Source organism: Janthinobacterium sp. SUN137 (genome assembly GCF_030587265.1).
In the GTDB taxonomy this organism is placed as follows: domain Bacteria; phylum Pseudomonadota; class Gammaproteobacteria; order Burkholderiales; family Burkholderiaceae_D; genus Janthinobacterium; species Janthinobacterium kumbetense.
This window is the reverse complement of sequence record NZ_JAPWHZ010000001.1, coordinates 881525-896377: the sequence shown is the minus strand read 5'-3', so window position 1 is coordinate 896377 and position 14853 is coordinate 881525. Positions and strand designations below refer to the sequence as shown.

12 protein-coding genes are annotated in these 14853 nt (G+C 64.0%); 9 read left to right on the top strand and 3 right to left on the bottom strand.

Going from position 1 to position 14853, the window contains the following annotated elements:
- The first annotated feature begins 60 nt into the window (after nucleotides 1-60).
- From aceF to O3298_RS04145, 3 genes are all read left to right on the top strand, one after another.
- Nucleotides 61-1725: a dihydrolipoyllysine-residue acetyltransferase gene (aceF, locus tag O3298_RS04155; RefSeq protein ID WP_305058578.1), complete on the top strand. Its 1665-nt coding sequence runs from the start codon at nucleotides 61-63 to the stop codon at nucleotides 1723-1725.
- A 10-nt stretch (nucleotides 1726-1735) separates the two neighbouring features.
- Nucleotides 1736-3520 (top strand): dihydrolipoyl dehydrogenase, encoded by a 1785-nt coding sequence (gene lpdA / locus O3298_RS04150; protein WP_305058577.1) that lies wholly within the window; start codon nucleotides 1736-1738, stop codon nucleotides 3518-3520.
- Nucleotides 3521-4122: 602 nt separating this feature from the next.
- Nucleotides 4123-5298, top strand: a complete 1176-nt coding sequence (locus O3298_RS04145) for a hypothetical protein (protein ID WP_305058576.1) — start codon at nucleotides 4123-4125, stop codon at nucleotides 5296-5298.
- Between the two features lie 23 nt (nucleotides 5299-5321).
- Here O3298_RS04145 and O3298_RS04140 read toward each other — a convergent pair whose 3' ends face one another.
- Nucleotides 5322-6041: a TetR/AcrR family transcriptional regulator gene (locus O3298_RS04140; RefSeq protein ID WP_289903832.1), complete on the bottom strand. Its 720-nt coding sequence runs from the start codon at nucleotides 6039-6041 to the stop codon at nucleotides 5322-5324.
- A 144-nt stretch (nucleotides 6042-6185) separates the two neighbouring features.
- Here O3298_RS04140 and O3298_RS04135 point away from each other — a divergent pair, with 144 nt between their 5' ends.
- The 3 genes from O3298_RS04135 to O3298_RS04125 all read left to right on the top strand — a co-directional run bounded on the left by O3298_RS04135 (nucleotide 6186) and on the right by O3298_RS04125 (nucleotide 10522).
- Nucleotides 6186-7388: an HlyD family secretion protein gene (locus O3298_RS04135; protein ID WP_305058575.1), complete on the top strand. Its 1203-nt coding sequence runs from the start codon at nucleotides 6186-6188 to the stop codon at nucleotides 7386-7388.
- Nucleotides 7389-7394: 6 nt separating this feature from the next.
- On the top strand, nucleotides 7395-8993 hold the full coding sequence (locus O3298_RS04130; RefSeq protein WP_077408028.1) for a DHA2 family efflux MFS transporter permease subunit: 1599 nt from the start codon (nucleotides 7395-7397) through the stop codon (nucleotides 8991-8993).
- A gap of 62 nt (nucleotides 8994-9055) precedes the next feature.
- Nucleotides 9056-10522, top strand: coding sequence for an efflux transporter outer membrane subunit (locus O3298_RS04125; RefSeq protein ID WP_099666777.1), 1467 nt, complete (start codon nucleotides 9056-9058; stop codon nucleotides 10520-10522).
- Nucleotides 10523-10531: 9 nt separating this feature from the next.
- Here the strand turns inward: O3298_RS04125 and O3298_RS04120 are convergent, their stop codons facing one another.
- Nucleotides 10532-11449, bottom strand: a complete 918-nt coding sequence (locus O3298_RS04120; protein WP_305058574.1) for a LysR family transcriptional regulator — start codon at nucleotides 11447-11449, stop codon at nucleotides 10532-10534.
- A gap of 111 nt (nucleotides 11450-11560) precedes the next feature.
- Here O3298_RS04120 and O3298_RS04115 point away from each other — a divergent pair, with 111 nt between their 5' ends.
- Both O3298_RS04115 and O3298_RS04110 read left to right on the top strand, forming a co-directional pair.
- A complete protein-coding gene (locus O3298_RS04115) occupies nucleotides 11561-12160 on the top strand; it encodes a short chain dehydrogenase (RefSeq protein WP_099666779.1) in 600 nt (199 codons plus the stop codon).
- Nucleotides 12161-12271: 111 nt separating this feature from the next.
- Nucleotides 12272-14005, top strand: a complete 1734-nt coding sequence (locus O3298_RS04110) for a hypothetical protein (RefSeq protein ID WP_305058573.1) — start codon at nucleotides 12272-12274, stop codon at nucleotides 14003-14005.
- A gap of 62 nt (nucleotides 14006-14067) precedes the next feature.
- Here the strand turns inward: O3298_RS04110 and O3298_RS04105 are convergent, their stop codons facing one another.
- A complete protein-coding gene (locus O3298_RS04105; protein ID WP_285817169.1) occupies nucleotides 14068-14193 on the bottom strand; it encodes a hypothetical protein in 126 nt (41 codons plus the stop codon).
- Between O3298_RS04105 and O3298_RS04100 the strand changes: the two genes are divergently transcribed.
- Nucleotides 14180-14851, top strand: coding sequence for a hypothetical protein (locus O3298_RS04100; protein ID WP_305058572.1), 672 nt, complete (start codon nucleotides 14180-14182; stop codon nucleotides 14849-14851). The genes O3298_RS04105 and O3298_RS04100 overlap by 14 nt on opposite strands.
- Nucleotides 14852-14853: the final 2 nt, after the last annotated feature.

Sequence of the window (14853 nt, the reverse complement as noted above, 5' to 3'; positions counted from 1 at the left end):
GAAAGTGCCGCCCTGGCGTGTGTGCGGGTCCATCTGACAAATAAAATAACGGAGCAAGCTATGAGCATTGTGGAAGTCAAAGTCCCGGATATCGGCGATTTCAAGGAAGTCGAGATCATTGAACTGATGGTCAAGCCAGGCGATACGGTCAAGGTCGACCAATCCCTGATCACGGTCGAATCGGACAAGGCCAGCATGGAAATTCCATCGAGCCACGCCGGTGTCGTCAAGGAATTGAAAGTCAACGTGGGCGACAAGATCGCCGAAGGCTCGCTGGTCCTGCTGCTGGAAGTGGCGGACGACGCCTCGGCCACGGCTGCCCCTGCGGCCGCACCGGCGCCAGCCGCCGCGGCACCTGCGCCTGCCGCAGCCCCCGCGGCCGCGCCAGCACCTGCCGCCCCAGCCGGCGCGCCGGCCCTGGTCGACGTGACCGTGCCCGATATCGGCGACTTCAAGGAAGTCGAAGTCATCGAACTGATGGTCAAGGTGGGCGACAGCATCAAGGTCGACCAGTCGCTGCTGACGGTCGAATCGGACAAGGCCAGCATGGAAATTCCATCGAGCCACGCCGGTATCGTCAAGGAATTGAAAGTCAAGGTCGGCGACAAGGTGGCCAAGGGTTCGCTGGTGCTGGTCGTGGAAACGACCGGTGGCGCCGCTCCTGCCGCTGCCGCCCCGGCCGCAGCGCCGGCGCAAGCTGCCGCCGCACCTGCCGCCGCAGTCGCTTCGGCGCCGGTCGCCGCTGCTGCCCCGGCACCAGTTGCCGCCGCCCCTGCCGTGAATGGCAAGCTGGCGCACGCGTCGCCTTCGATCCGCAAGTTTGCGCGCGAACTGGGTGTGGACCTGGCCCGCGTGGGCGGTTCCGGTCCGAAGGGCCGCATCACCCAGGAAGACGTGCAGAACTTCGTCAAGGGCGTGATGTCGGGCGCCGTCGCCGCGCCGAACGCACCGGTCGCTGCCAAAGGCGGTTCGGGCGTGGGTCTGGACCTGCTGCCTTGGCCGTCGCTGGACTTCAGCAAGTTCGGCACGACCGAATTGCTGCCGCTGTCGCGCATCAAGAAAATCTCGGGTCCGAACCTGCACCGCAACTGGGTCATGATCCCGCACGTCACGCAGTTCGACGAAGCGGATGTGACGGACCTGGAAGCGTTCCGCGTCGACACCAACGCGGCCAACGCGAAGAACAAGGATGCGGCCAAGCTGACCATGCTGGCCTTCGTCATCAAGGCGTCCGTCGCCGCGCTGAAGAAATTCCCCGCGTTTAACGCTTCCCTGGATGCCAAGGGCGAGAACCTGATCCTCAAGCAGTACTACAACATCGGCTTCGCTGCCGACACGCCGAACGGCCTGGTGGTACCCGTGATCAAGGGCGCGGACCAGAAGTCGGTCTCGCAAATCGCCCGCGAAATGACGGAACTGTCGCTGCAGGCGCGCGAAGGCAAGCTGAAACCGGCCGACATGCAGGGCGCCAGCTTCACGATTTCGTCCCTGGGCGGCATCGGCGGCACGCACTTCACGCCTATCGTCAATGCGCCGGAAGTGGCCATTCTGGGTCTGTCGAAAGCCTCGATCAAGCCGGTATGGGATGGCAAGGCCTTCCAGCCGCGCCTGATGATGGGCACCTCGCTGTCCTACGACCACCGCGTGGTCGATGGCGCGATGGGCGCGCGATTCTCCGTGTACCTCGGCGAAGTCCTGGCCGACATGCGCAAAATTCTGCTGTAAGGAGCGATTGATGAGCACAGTAGAGGTAAAAGTACCGAATATCGGCGACTTCAAGGAAGTCGAAGTCATCGAACTGATGGTCAAGGTCGGCGACACCATCAAGGTGGACCAGTCCCTGATCACGGTCGAATCGGACAAGGCCAGCATGGAGATTCCATCGACCCACGCAGGCGTCGTCAAGGAAGTCAAGGTCAAGGTCGGCGACAAGATCGCCGAAGGCAGCGCGCTGCTGGTGCTGGAAGCATCTGAAGGCGCGGCGGCAGCCGCACCGGCAGCCGCTCCTGCGCCTGCAGCAGCTGCTCCGGCGGCTGCCCCAGCGGCAGCACCGGCAGCCGTTGCCGCCATCCCGGCCGGAAATTACAGCGGCCAGGTTGACATCGATGTCGACATGATGGTGCTGGGCGGCGGTCCTGGCGGCTATTCGGCGGCGTTCCGCGCGGCCGACCTGGGCATGTCAACGGTCATCGTCGAGCGCTACGCCACCCTGGGCGGCGTGTGCCTGAATGTGGGCTGCATCCCGTCGAAGGCGCTGCTGCACGTCGCGTCCGTCATCGATGAAACGGCGCACATGTCGAACACGGGCGTGACGTTTGCCAAGCCCACCATTGATATCGATCAGGTACGCAAGTACAAGGAAGGCGTAATCTCGAACATGACGGGCGGTCTGGCCGGCATGGCCAAGGCGCGCAAGACGCAAGTCGTCACGGGCGTGGGCCAGTTCCTCTCCGCGAACCACATCGAGGTGACGGCAGGCGACGGCTCGAAAAAAGTCGTGCAGTTCAAGCAAGCGATCATCGCCGCCGGTTCGTCCGTGGTGAAGCTGCCCTTCGTGCCGGAAGACCCGCGCATCGTCGATTCGACGGGTGCGCTGGAATTGCGCCAGATCCCGAAACGCATGCTGGTCATCGGCGGCGGCATCATCGGCCTGGAAATGGCGACCGTCTATTCCACCTTCGGCGCGCGCATCGACGTGGTCGAAATGATGGATGGCCTGATGCAGGGCGCGGACCGCGACGCCGTCAAGGTGTGGCAGAAGTTCAACGAGAAGCGCTTCGACAACATCATGACCAAGACCAAGACGGTGGCCGTCGAGGCGTTGCCGGAAGGCATCAAGGTTACGTTCGAAGCGGCCGAAGCGGGCGCCACGGCGCCGGCGCCGCAGATCTACGACCTGGTGCTCGTCGCCGTGGGCCGCAGCCCGAACGGCAAGAAGCTGGCAGCCGACAAGGCCGGCGTGCAGGTGACGGACCGCGGTTTCATCAACGTCGACAGCCAGATGCGCACCAACGTGCCGAACATCTTCGCCATCGGCGACCTGGTGGGCCAGCCGATGCTGGCGCACAAGGCCGTGCATGAAGCCCACGTGGCCGCGGAAGCGGCTTCCGGCCAGAAGTCGCACTTCGACGTCAAGGTGATCCCGTCGGTCGCCTACACGGATCCGGAAGTGGCATGGGCCGGCATCACGGAAGACGAAGCGAAAGCCAAGGGCATCAAGGTCGAGAAGGGCCACTTCCCGTGGGCCGCCTCGGGCCGCGCCGTGGCCAACGGCCGCGCCGAAGGCTTCACCAAGCTGCTGTTCGACGCGGAAACGCACCGCATCATCGGGGGCACCATCGTCGGCACGCATGCGGGCGACATGATCGGCGAGATCGCGCTGGCCATCGAAATGGGCTGTGACGGCACCGACATCGGCAAGACCATCCATCCGCACCCTACCCTGGGCGAGTCGATCGGCATGGCCGCCGAAGTGTACGAAGGCGTGTGCACGGACTTGCCGCCGCCGCGCAAGCGCTGATGCTGTAGCCGTACCTTGTTACACTCAAAAACCCGCAAGCGATTGCGGGTTTTTTATTGGAGCGGGCTACCACCTGCACCCGCCCCTGCGTGAATCGATCTGCAGGTTGAAAAAACCGCGGAAGTGTACGAAGGCGTATGCACGGACTTGCCGCCGCCGCGCAAGCGCTGATAAAGAGTTAATTTTCAGTACAAAAAACCCGCAAGCGATTGCGGGTTTTTTTATATCCCTTGATCCTGGCAGCGTAAACCGCAGATGGGGCGTGGCGGATAAGCCCCATGTGAAAATTGGTGAGTATTGCCGTATGGAAAAAGTGGCAGAATGGAGGTCTGTCACCATGTTCTTCTTTTTGCTGCAATGGAAGCGTGTGATTTTTCCAGGAATGTTGCCAGCGTGGGGTTCGGTCAAGTTCCGCTGTATCGATGAAAGCCTGCCCCGGTGGATGAATGCATCCCCTGCTGGCGCCCCTCGGAAGCGGGGACTGCGGTGATCGTCGTCGCGTGGCTCGCCCCGCGTGCTCCTCACGCCTTGTCCGTGCTCCTGATGAACTGCCAGCAGAAGACGCTCCCTACTGGGATAGGCCCCAAGAAAGTTTTGCAACAATGAAAAAATTTACCGCCCTCCATATTGCCGACGTCCGTTTGCGCCGGGCCGATGAGCAAGAGCAAGCCGTGATGCTGCATGCCTTGTACCAGGATGTGGCCGCTATCCTGGCGGCGGGTAAGAGGATCGATGCGATTTTCTTCACGGGCCAGCTGGTGGCGCCCGACGCCTGTGCCGACACGACGCCCGTGTATGTCTACGAATACTTCCTGCGTCCCTTGCTGCAGGCGGCCAGCCTGCCGGGCGCGCGTTTTTACCTGGTGCCGGGCAGCCGCGCGCAGGGTGTCGCGGCGGCGGCGCTGGGCAATGCCGGCTTCAGCTTTTTCTCCGCCGATGAGCATGCAAGTGCCGAGCAGCGCGCGCACTACAAGAATATCCACGCCGTGTTCCATGGCCACCAGCATACGGGCGATGCCAGTTCGCTGATGAAGTCGCTGGGCATCTTGTTCAAAAGCAATCCCGGCAGCCTGTACGGTGCGCATGGCCAGATGGCGGCGTTTGCCGTACTCGAGTTCGGTGCGGATGCGGACGCGGCCGATGACGGCAAGGCAGGCACGCAGTGGACGGTGTCCCTGCGCGAGTTCGATGACGTGAGCAAGAACTTCGCCCTGTCGGTGCTGTACACGCCGAATGGGCAGGAAACGGGGCAGGTGGATGCCGAGTATGTGTTTGCCACCTTGCTGCCGCAGCTGGCAGGCGAGCGCGCCTATCTCGATGGCTTGCTGGGCATGGCGGGCGCGCCGCGGCGCGTGGACGCCGGCGCGGCTGCCGATGCGCGCGAATTCCTGATGGAGCTGGCGTTCGTGATGTTCGAAGCGAAGACCGTCTTCCTCAGCGCAGCGGAGCTGGAGCGCTTTGCCGGCGACTATTGTGGCGTGAAGGGCTGGAACATGGCGGCCGGGGACTGGCTGGCGCCGTTGTATGCGCATGGCTTGCTGCTGCGGGCCGATGGCCAGGTGGCGTTTTCCTTCGATTACTTCCGCACGTATTTCCTGGCGCAGCGCTTTGAAACGTCGTTCGACCTGATGCGCTATGGTCCCGAGCGCTACGATGGAAGTGAGTCTTCACTCAGTCTCGATGGCGCATCGGCGGCCCAGCCTTTCCTGCGCGCGCTGGGCTTGAACGATGAACACGCCGACGCGGCGGTGACGGAAGACTGCAGCCGCCCCGGCTGACCTGGCGGGTCAGCCGTCCCGCGTCAGTCCGCCAGTGGCTGGCGCAGGGTGCCGCGCAGGAACAGGTCGAGACTGACCGTCACCTTGGCGCGCAATTGCGCCACGTCCGGTTGCGCCTGCGGCGGGAACAGCAGGCGCGACATCTGGTCGCCCAGCAGGCAATTGAGCAGGTGCAGCGCCAGCATGGACGGCGTCAGTTCTGCGCGGAACAGGGGCGCGATGTCGGGTCGGCTGAAAAACTTGACCAGCATCTCGCGCGTCTGCCCCGGCCCCACCTTGTAAAACGTTTCCGCCAGTTCCGGGTGCGTGGCCGCCTCGGCCACCACCATGCGATTCAGGCGGATCGCCGCCGGCATGGTGACGAGCTGCACGAACAGCAGGCCGAACTCGCCCAGGATGGTGGGCAGGGGCCGCATATCCGTTTCCAGCGCCGGCATGGTCGAGAAGTAGGCGGCGCGGCGCAGTTCCACCACGGCATTGAACAAGCCCGACTTGCCGCCAAACTTCACATAGATCGTGCGCACGGCCACGTGGGCTTCGCGGGCGATCATTTCCAGGCTGACCTTTCCATACCCCTTTTCCAGAAACAGGCAACCGGCCGTGTGCAGCAGGTTTTCCATGCGCGCTTCCATGTCGGCCGCGCGCGGGCGGCCGGCTGGCTTGCCGCAGCAGGAAAGCTCCTGGGCAGCTTCGTCGGATTCTTTATCGGTTGGCAAGGTATCGCTGAGGCCGGGATCGGGCATGGTCTGGGTCTCTTTATAAGTGGGAAGGTAAGTGATGGCTCACACTGTAGTGCAAATTAAAATGAAATGCAATCGTTTCATTTCTTGACTTTGGCTTTTCTTTGCCCAATAATGAACCTACATCATTTCATTTCCGGAGCGAGTATGTCCAACCAGCCAGGCCAAGCAGAGCACAAGGTGCTGAGCGCCGTCCCACCCGTGGCCCCGGCCGCACCTTCCGCACCTTCCGCGCCCGCCGCTTCCGCCAGCTCCGCAGCACCGAATAACCGCGTGAAAATCATCGCCGGCCTGATCGTCCTGGTCGCCCTGGGCGCCGGCGCGCGCATGTGGTACCGCAGCCACTACTTCGTGGAAACGGAAAACGCCTATGTGGCCGGCCACGTGCATCCCGTCTCGGCGCGTATTTCCGGCGTCGTCACCAAGGTCTTCATCGACGACAATCAAATCGTCAAAGAGGGCGACGTGATCGCCGAACTCGACCCGTTCGACCAGCGCGTGAAAACCGAGCAGATCGCCGCCCAGATCGCCAGCGCCGAACAGCAGGTGCTGCAGGCGGACGCGCAGATCGCCCAGGTGCAGGCGCAAGCCAGCGGCGCCCAGGCGCAAGTGGCGCAAGCGGACGCGCAATTGCTGCGCGCGAAACAGGATGCGGAGCGTTATGGCCAGCTGTACACGAGCCAGATGAAAGCCGTCTCGAAAGCGGAACTCGACGCGGCCAATGCGGCCCGCTCGAGCGCCGTGGCCGACCTGGCCGCCCGCCGCGACAGCGCTTCGGCCGCCAAGGCGCAGATCGGCGCCGCCCAGGCCGCGCGCGACGTGGCCAAGGCACAAGTGGCCGTGCTGCGCGTGCAATTGAAGGACGCAGAACAGCAGCTGCAATACAACCGCATCCTGGCGCCCGTCGCCGGCCGCATCGGCAAGCGCAACGTGGAAACGGGCATGCGCGTGCAGCCTGGCCAGCAATTGACGGCCATCGTGCAGGACAACGTCTGGGTCACCGCCAACTTCAAGGAAACGCAGCTGGCCGACCTGCATCGCGGCCAGAGCGTGCACGTGACGATCGACGCCATGCCGGGCAAGAAACTGGTGGGCACCGTGGACAGCTTCGCCCCTGCCTCGGGCGCGCAATTCGCCTTGCTGCCGGCCGATAACGCCACCGGCAACTTCACCAAGATCGTCCAGCGCGTGCCGGTGAAAATCGTCTTCCAGCCGGAAGACATCAAGGCCATGAATGGCCGCCTGGTGCCGGGCATGTCGGTGATCGCCGAAGTGGAAGTGAACCAGCCCGTGTCGGAAAAGGATGCGCGCCACGCCGCCGCTCCTGCCGCCCAGACCGCCACCCGCTAAGCTTCCATGAGCAGCTCCTCCACCACGCTGGCGAAGCCGCCAGCGTTTCCCGTGATCGACGAGAAAGTCTCCGGGCGCACCTGGCTGGCGGTCGCCGCCGGCATGCTGGGCGCCTTCATGGCGGTGCTCGACATCCAGATCACGAACTCCTCGCTCAAGGATATCCTTGGCTCGCTGTCGGCCACCCAGGAAGAGGGCTCGTGGATTTCCACGGCCTATCTGGTTGCCGAAATTATCGTCATTCCCCTCACCGCGCTGCTGGCGCGCGTGTTCGGACTGCGTACCTACATGATCGGCACCACCGCCTTCTTCCTGCTGTTCTCCACCCTGTGCGGGGCGGCGTGGAACCTGGAAAGCATGATCGTCTTCCGCATGCTGCAAGGGTTTACGGGCGGCGCGCTGATACCGATGGCGTTCACCCTGGTGATGCTCAAGCTGCCGGCGTCGAAGCGCGCCGTCGGCATGGCCATCTTCGGCCTGACGGCCACCCTGGCGCCGGCCATGGGCCCGACTCTGGGCGGCTACCTCTCCGAGCTGTATGGCTGGCCTTCGATCTTCTACATCAACTGGGTACCGGGCGTGCTGCTGATTGCCGGCATGATCTATGGCCTGGACAAGGAGCCGATGCAACTGAAGCTGTTCTGGAAAGCCGACTGGCTGGGCATCTTCTTCATGGCCCTGGGCCTCGGTTGCCTGACCATCTTCCTGGAAGAGGGCAATTCGAAGGACTGGTTCGACTCGGGTTTCATCATCGCCTTCGCCGCGCTGGCCCTGACGGGCATCCTGGGCTGGGTCGTCACCAGCGCCACGCGCGCCGAACCGTTCGTCAACCTGGCCCTGTACGGCCAGCGCAATTTTCTCGTCGCCACCGTGCTGTCGGCCGTGACGGGCATGGGCCTGTATGGCTCGGCCTTTTTGCTGCCCCTGTTCCTGGGCCAGATCGCCGGCTATTCGCCGATGCAGATCGGTGAAGTCATCATGTGGGTGGGCTTGCCGCAGCTGTTCATCATGCCGTTTGTCGCCAAGCTGTCGTCGAAGGTGGACAACCGCATCCTGTGCTCGTTCGGCCTGCTGCTGTTCGGCGGTTCGTGCATGATGAATGCCTACATGGACGCTTCCACCGGTTACGACCAGCTGCTGTGGTCGCAGGTGGTGCGCGCGCTGGGCCAGCCCTTCGTCATGCTGACCCTGTCGAACTTCGCCATGAAGGGCATCGCGCCGAAGGACATGGCGTCCGCTTCGAGCCTGTTCAACATGACGCGCAACCTGGGCGGCTCGATCGGCATCGCCCTGCTGGCCACCGCCCTGAGCACCCGCGAGCACTTTCACTCGCAGCGCCTGGGTGAAGCGATCAACGCGTATTCCAGCGCCACGCAGCTGCGCATCGACCAGTTGACGTCCTCGTTCATGGCCAAGGGCTATGACGCCGTCACGGCCGGCAACCAGGCCTTGCAGGCGATCGACGGCATCGTGCGCCGCGAAGCGTATGTGATGGCTTACAACGACGGCTTCTTCCTCGTCGGCGCCATCCTGCTGGCCTGTATCGTGCCCCTGTGGCTGGCCGACAAACTCAAAGCCCCCGGTGGCGGTGGCGGCGGTCATTGACCGCGCACAGGCCGCACGTGCAGCACCTCAAGAACAAGAAGGTACACATCATGAACACAGTTATGACCAAAATCGCCGCAGCCGCCTCGCTGGCCGTGCTGCTTGCCGCTTGCGGCACCGTGGGCCAGGATTTCAAGGCGCCCGCCAATCTGGCCGGCATCGACACGGCCACGTTCCGCCACGGCGCGGGTAGCGCGGACGCCGCGCAATTGCCGGCCGAATGGTGGAGCGTGTTCGGCGACGACACCCTGAACCGGCTGGAACAAGCCGCGCTGCGCGACAACCCGAGCGTGAAAGCGGCCGGCGAACGCCTGCTGCAGGCGCTGGCGCAAAGCGGCACGGCGCGCGCCAACCAGGGCCCGAGCGTGAACGTCAGCACGGGCATCTCGAACTCGCGCACTTCGGCCAACACCTCGCAGGGCCTGGCCCTGGGCAACCGCTCGATCAGCGGCAACAATTTTTCCGTCGGCGGCACGCTGTCGTATGAAGTCGACTTGCTGGGCCGCGTCAAACGCATGGTCGAAGCGGCGGACTCGCAGGCGCTGGCGGCGCAGGCGGACCGCGACGGCGTGCTGCTGATGCTGTCGGCGCAAGTGGCCAGCAATTACTGGCAGCTGCGGGGGCTGGACGCGGAAATGGCGATTTTGAACGGTGCGCTCGACACGCGCCGCGAATCGGCCCAGCTGGTCGAGGCGCGCTTCAACGCGGGCCTGACGAATGAGCTGGACCTGGCGCGCGCGAAAGTGGAACTGTCGAACGCGCAAGCCGACCTGCATGAAGTCAAGCGCCAGCGCAACCAGCTGGAAAACAGCCTGGCCACCCTGACGGGCAAGCCGCCGTCGGCGCTGCAGCTGCCGGTGGCCGCCGAGCCGTCGTCCTTGCCGCTGCCGCCAGGTATCCCTGTCGGCTTGCCTGCCAGCCTGCTGGCGCACCGTCCGGACCTGGTCTCCAGCGTGGCGGGCCTGCGCGCGGCGAATGCGCAGGTGGGCGTGGCAGAAGGCGCGTTTTACCCGTCGCTGCAATTGACGGGCAATTTCGGTTATGCGTCCGAAAAGCTGCGCGACCTGGCGCAGGGCGGTTCGCGCCAGTTCAGCTTTGGTCCGCTGGCCCTGTCCCTGCCCATCTTCGACGGTGGCCGCAACCAGGCCAACCTGGATTTGTCCAAGGCGCGTTATGCGGAAGCCGTGGCGAACCATGAAACCAAGCTCTTGACGGCCTTGCGCGAAGTGGAAGATGCGCTGTCCGACGTGGAGCAGCGCCAGTTGCAGGGCGACGCCCAGGCCCTGTCGCAGGCAGCGGCGGCGCGCGCCTACCTGGTGGCGCGCACGCGCTACGAGCGCGGCATCTCGACCTACCTGGACGTGACCGATGCGCAGCGCAGCTCGCTGGCGGCGGACCGCGCCGCCGCGCAGATCAAGACCCAGCGCCTGCTGGCGACGGTCGCCGTGGCCCGCTCTTTAGGTGCCGGCTGGCAGCCGGACGGCGAACTGGCCAAGCTGGCGTCGGCGCCCGCCGCAAAGGCCAACTAGGCTTCCCGGTTACGTGAGCGTGGCCGGCGGCGGTATCGCCGCCGGCCCGTAGCGTTCCAGCAGAAAATCGATGAAGGTCGTCAGCTTCGGCGTGGGCTGGCGGTCGCGCGCATACACGAGGTGCATGGGGCGCGGCGCCGGCACGTAGTCGGCCAGCAGCGGCACCAGCTTGCCGGCGGCGATATCGCCGGCCATCAGGATTTCCGCCTGCATGACGATGCCGAAGCCGTGCAGGGCCGCCACGCGCAGCGCCTGCCCATTGTTCGAGCGGAAGCGGCTCTCGCGCACGGGGCTGCCGTCGTCGTCGCCGCTCCTGGCCAGGCGCCAGCGCACATGGCGCGTCCACTGCATGAAATCGAGGCATTCGTGGCGCGCCAGGTCGGCCGGCGTGCGCGGCGTGCCGTGTCTGGCCAGGTAGGCGGGCGCGGCGCAGATCACCATCGCATACGGCCGCAGCGCGCGCGCCACCATGGCGGAATCTTCCAGTTTGCCGATGCGGATGGCGGCGTCGAATCCTTCTTCCACCAGATCCACCGTCCTGTCGTTCAGGTTCAATTCCAGGCTCACTTCCGGATACGCATCGAGGTAGTCGGCCAGCAGCGGCGCGATGCACTCGCTGCCGAACGACACGGGCGCCGTGATCTTCAGCTTGCCGCGCGGCGCCGTGCGCATGGCTTCCGCACCCCGTTCGGCCGCATGGATGCTGGCCAAAATCTGGCGGCACTGCTCCACATATTGCTGGCCGATTTCCGTCAGGCTTTGCCGCCGCGTCGTGCGCGCCAGCAGCCGCGCGCCCAGCCGTTCTTCCAGGTATTTGATGTGCTTGCCCACCATCACGGGCGAAATCTGGAATGCCTCGGCGGCGGCCGTGAAACTGCCCGCATCGACGACGGCGACAAAAATTTCCATGCTGCGCAATTTATCCATGGCGCCTTGATTGCAAACTGTAGATTAGTAATCTTGTAAATTCTAGCGTATTTATTCCTTTTTGTAAGCGGCGCATACTGGCTCCATCGTTCAATCAGACAAGGAAGCATCATGAAAATCGTTATCATCGGCGCCAGCGGCACCATCGGCACGGCCGTCGCCGCCCAACTGGCGCAACGCCATGAAATCATCGAAGTGGGCAGCCGCAGCGGCACGCACCAGGCCGACATGGGCGACATCGCGCAAGTGCGCGCCCTGTTCAAGCGCATCGGCAAGGTCGATGCCGTCGTCGTCACGGCCGGCAAGCTGCATTTCGGCCCCCTGGCCGAATTTACGCCCGAGCAATTTCAGCTGGGCCTGGACAGCAAGCTGATGGGCCAGGTCAACGTGGCGCTGGTGGCGCAGGAATACCTGAACGACGGCGGCTCGATCACGCTCACGAGCGGTATCGTGGCCGACCAGCCCATCCGCTTCGGCACGGCCGCCACCATGACCAACGCGGCCGTGGAAGGTTTCGTGCGGGGCGCCGCCATCGAGTTGCAGCGCGGCGTGCGCATCAATGTCGTCAGCCCCACGGTGCTGGAAGAGTCGCTGGAGTCGTATGGCCCCTTCTTCTACGGCTTCGAACCGGTCGCCGCCAGCCGCGTGGCCCTGGCTTACAGCCGCAGCGTGGAAGGGGCGCAGACGGGGCAGGTGTACAAGGTCTGGTAAGCCGCTTGCCATGCCATGGGGCAGGTGGGACAATCGCAGGCTGAACAAGGAAGCGGCCGCGCCGTGATGGTGCGGGGCGCTTGCTTGCTGTGAACCATACACCGAGGCCCCATGAAAAACATCCTGATTCCCCTGCTGATGGCCGCTGCCGTCGGCAGCGCCTGCGCCGCGCCACAGGCAGCCACGCCGGCAACACCGGCCACCGCGCAACAACTGACCAGCATGAGTGCCCGCTATGCGCCCGTCGCGCTGACGGCCGATGTCACGCACCTGTCCGCAGGCGACCGCCAGGCCATCGCCAAGCTGGTCGAGGCGGCCAAGTTGGTCGACGTGCTGCAGCTGCGCCAGCGCTGGTCCGGCAATGAAGCGTTGTGGGCGGCCTTGAAGAAGGACAAGTCGGCGCTGGGCCAGGCCCGTCTGAACTATTTCTGGATCAACAAGGGTCCCTGGTCGGTGCTCGACGCCCACGCCTCGTTCATGCCGGCCAGCTATGCGGGCATCACGATTCCCGCGCACAAGCCGGAAGCGGGCAATTTCTATCCGCAGGGCGCCACCAAGGCCAGCCTGGAAACGTGGATGAACGGCTTGCCGGCGGACGACAAGCAGCAGGCGCAGTGGTTCTTCACGACCATCCGCGCGGGCAAGGACGGCAAATACCACACAGTAAAATATTCGGATGAATACAAGGTGGAACTGAAGCAATTGGCCAAGCTGCTCGACGAAGCGGCGGCCGCCACGGACAATGCATCGCTGAAGAAATTTTTGACCTTGCGCGCCAAGGCTTTCCTCGACAACGACTATCTGCCGTCCGACTTCGCCTGGATGGACCTCGATTCGCCCGTCGACATCACCATCGGCCCGTACGAAACGTATAACGACGAGCTGTTCGGCTACAAGGCCGCCTTCGAAGCCTACGTGAACATCCGCGACCAGGCGGAAACGCAAAAGCTGAACTTCTTCGCCAAGCACATGCAGGAGCTGGAAGACAACCTGCCGCTCGACGCCCAGTACCGCAACCCGAAAGTGGGCGCGCTGGCGCCGATGGTGGTGGTCAACCAGGTGTATGGCGCGGGCGACGGCAACATGGCCGTGCAGACGGCCGCCTACAACCTGCCGAACGACGAGCGCATCATCAGCGCGCGCGGCTCCAAGCGCGTCATGCTGAAAAACGTGCAGGAAGCCAAGTTCAAGGCCACCCTGACGCCGATCTCGAAACTGGTGCTCACGCCCGAAGCGCAGCAGGACGTGGATTTCAATTCCTTCTTCACGCACATCCTCGCGCATGAAATCATGCACGGCCTGGGCCCGCACGCCACCATCGTCGACGGCAAGCCATCGACGCCGCGCCAGGACTTGAAGGAAGCGTATTCCACCATCGAAGAAGCCAAGGCCGACATCACGGGCCTGTTTGCGCTGCGCTACATGATGGACAAGGGCCAGTTGAACGATACCCTGGGCCAGGGCGACGTGGCCGAGCGCAAGCTGTACAACACTTTCCTCGCTTCCGGTTTCCGCACCCTGCATTTCGGCTTGACGGATTCGCATGCGCGCGGCATGGCCATCCAGATGAATTACATCCTCGACAAGGGCGGCTTTGTGTCGCTGGGCGATGGCAAGTTCGGCGTCGATTTTGGCAAGATCAAGCAAGCCGTGATCGACCTGGACCGCGAATTTCTGACCATCGAGGCGACGGGCGACTATGCGCGCGCGCAAGCGATGATGAGCAAATACGTGGTCATCCGCCCGGAAGTGCAGGTGGCGCTCGACAAGATGAAGGCCGTGCCGAACGATATCCGTCCGGAATTCGTCACGGCCCGCGCGCTGGACAAGGCGGCGAAGAAATAAGCCCGAGCTTGATTCTTGTCAGTGTGAAAAGCCGGCGCCTTTGCGCCGGTTTTTTTTCGTCTTTATTTATGAAAAGTTGCCAGTTTTTCCTTGTGGAAATATCCGCGCCGCTTACCCTGCAATGGTTGCTGCCCCATTTGTCCTGTCGCCCCCATGCCCAATCCGCTTTTGCTGATGAGCTTGCTCATCGCCCTGTCTCCTTTGCCTGCCGTGGCTGCCGCCAGTCTCACGGATCTGGAAACCCGCTGGCTGCAGGCGGGCCAAGCCGTGATCGCATTTGCGCGGGCGCAAGGTTTGCCCATCGATATCATCGTGCAGCCGCAGGAGGCGCCCGGCGCCGTGCCGCTGGCGCTGGGCTACGCAGCCGGGCGCTGCAAGCTGGTGCTGTCCTTGCGCGGCAATGCCATGGCCGATACCGTCTTGCAAGGCGTGCCGCCCGCGCGCCATGGCGCGATGATCGAAGCGATGACGGCGCATGAGATCGGTCATTGCCAGCGCTATGCACAGGGCGACTGGCATGCCTTGCCGCGAGGCTTTGTCGAGCCGCTCAGCATGCAGCGGGGCAGGTTGACACCGCTGGCGCAGGAGTTGCGCGAGACGCGCCGCGAAGAGGGCTATGCGGATCTGGTGGCCCTGGCCTGGATGCATGGGCGCCACCCCGGCCAGTACCAAGAGGTGCTGGCCTGGATGCGCGGCGTGCGCGCGGCTGGCGAGGCCGTGGATGGTTCGCACGCCACGCAGGCATGGCTGGCGCTGGCCGATGGCGCGGGTGCATTTGATGACTCCGCTTCACCATTTGAACAGGCGCAAGTATTGTGGCGGAAGGGCTTGAGCGGCGACAAATAAAC

Excerpts from the sequence above, each read along its gene's own strand:
- O3298_RS04120 (WP_305058574.1), bottom strand. The coding sequence starts at position 11,449 with ATGGATAAATTGCGCAGCATGGAAATTTTTGTCGCCGTCGTCGATGCG.
- O3298_RS04140 (WP_289903832.1), bottom strand. The coding sequence starts at position 6,041 with ATGCCCGATCCCGGCCTCAGCGATACCTTGCCAACCGATAAAGAATCC.
- O3298_RS04115 (WP_099666779.1), top strand. The coding sequence starts at position 11,561 with ATGAAAATCGTTATCATCGGCGCCAGCGGCACCATCGGCACGGCCGTC.
- aceF (WP_305058578.1), top strand. The coding sequence starts at position 61 with ATGAGCATTGTGGAAGTCAAAGTCCCGGATATCGGCGATTTCAAGGAA.
- O3298_RS04125 (WP_099666777.1), top strand. The coding sequence starts at position 9,056 with ATGACCAAAATCGCCGCAGCCGCCTCGCTGGCCGTGCTGCTTGCCGCT.
- lpdA (WP_305058577.1), top strand. The coding sequence starts at position 1,736 with ATGAGCACAGTAGAGGTAAAAGTACCGAATATCGGCGACTTCAAGGAA.
- O3298_RS04145 (WP_305058576.1), top strand. The coding sequence starts at position 4,123 with ATGAAAAAATTTACCGCCCTCCATATTGCCGACGTCCGTTTGCGCCGG.
- O3298_RS04135 (WP_305058575.1), top strand. The coding sequence starts at position 6,186 with ATGTCCAACCAGCCAGGCCAAGCAGAGCACAAGGTGCTGAGCGCCGTC.
- O3298_RS04100 (WP_305058572.1), top strand. The coding sequence starts at position 14,180 with ATGAGCTTGCTCATCGCCCTGTCTCCTTTGCCTGCCGTGGCTGCCGCC.
- O3298_RS04110 (WP_305058573.1), top strand. The coding sequence starts at position 12,272 with ATGAAAAACATCCTGATTCCCCTGCTGATGGCCGCTGCCGTCGGCAGC.
- O3298_RS04105 (WP_285817169.1), bottom strand. The coding sequence starts at position 14,193 with ATGAGCAAGCTCATCAGCAAAAGCGGATTGGGCATGGGGGCGACAGGA.
- O3298_RS04130 (WP_077408028.1), top strand. The coding sequence starts at position 7,395 with ATGAGCAGCTCCTCCACCACGCTGGCGAAGCCGCCAGCGTTTCCCGTG.